This is a genomic window from Sphaerotilus sulfidivorans, assembly GCF_013426975.1.
In the GTDB taxonomy this organism is placed as follows: Bacteria; Pseudomonadota; Gammaproteobacteria; order Burkholderiales; family Burkholderiaceae_C; genus Sphaerotilus; species Sphaerotilus sulfidivorans.
In genome coordinates this window covers 1-445 of sequence record NZ_JACCPY010000097.1, presented here as the reverse complement: position 1 = coordinate 445, position 445 = coordinate 1, and the positions used below count along the sequence as shown (strand labels likewise).

At 62.5% G+C, this 445-nt stretch carries 2 pseudogenes; both read left to right on the top strand.

What is annotated here, in order from left to right:
• Nucleotides 1–288, top strand: a pseudogene (sucC, locus tag HZU84_RS20100) (succinate--CoA ligase subunit beta); the annotation flags it as partial.
• A gap of 29 nt (nt 289–317) precedes the next feature.
• Nucleotides 318–445, top strand: a pseudogene (locus tag HZU84_RS20095) (succinate--CoA ligase subunit alpha); the annotation flags it as partial.

Here is a 445-nt window from a genome sequence, read left to right as displayed (position 1 = left end):
GGCGCCACGGCCGAGAAGGTGACCGAGGCCTTCAAGCTGATGCTGAAGAACCCGGACGTCAAGGGCATCCTGGTCAACATCTTCGGCGGCATCATGAAGTGCGACACCATCGCCAACGGCGTGGTGACGGCCAGCCGCGCGGTCAACCTGACGGTGCCGCTGGTGGTGCGCATGAAGGGCACGAACGAGGACCTGGGCAAGCAGATCCTGAAGGATTCGGGCCTGCCGATCATCAGCGCCGACACGATGGCCGAGGCCGCGACGAAGATCGTCGAAGCCGTCAAGTAAGCCCTGAGCGAACGAGGAAAGAGCAAGACATGAGCATCCTGATCAACAAGGACACCCGCGTCATCACCCAGGGCATCACGGGCAAGACCGGTCAGTTCCATACGCTGGGCTGCCAGGCCTACGCCAACGGCAAGAACTGCTTCGTCGCCGGCGTGAA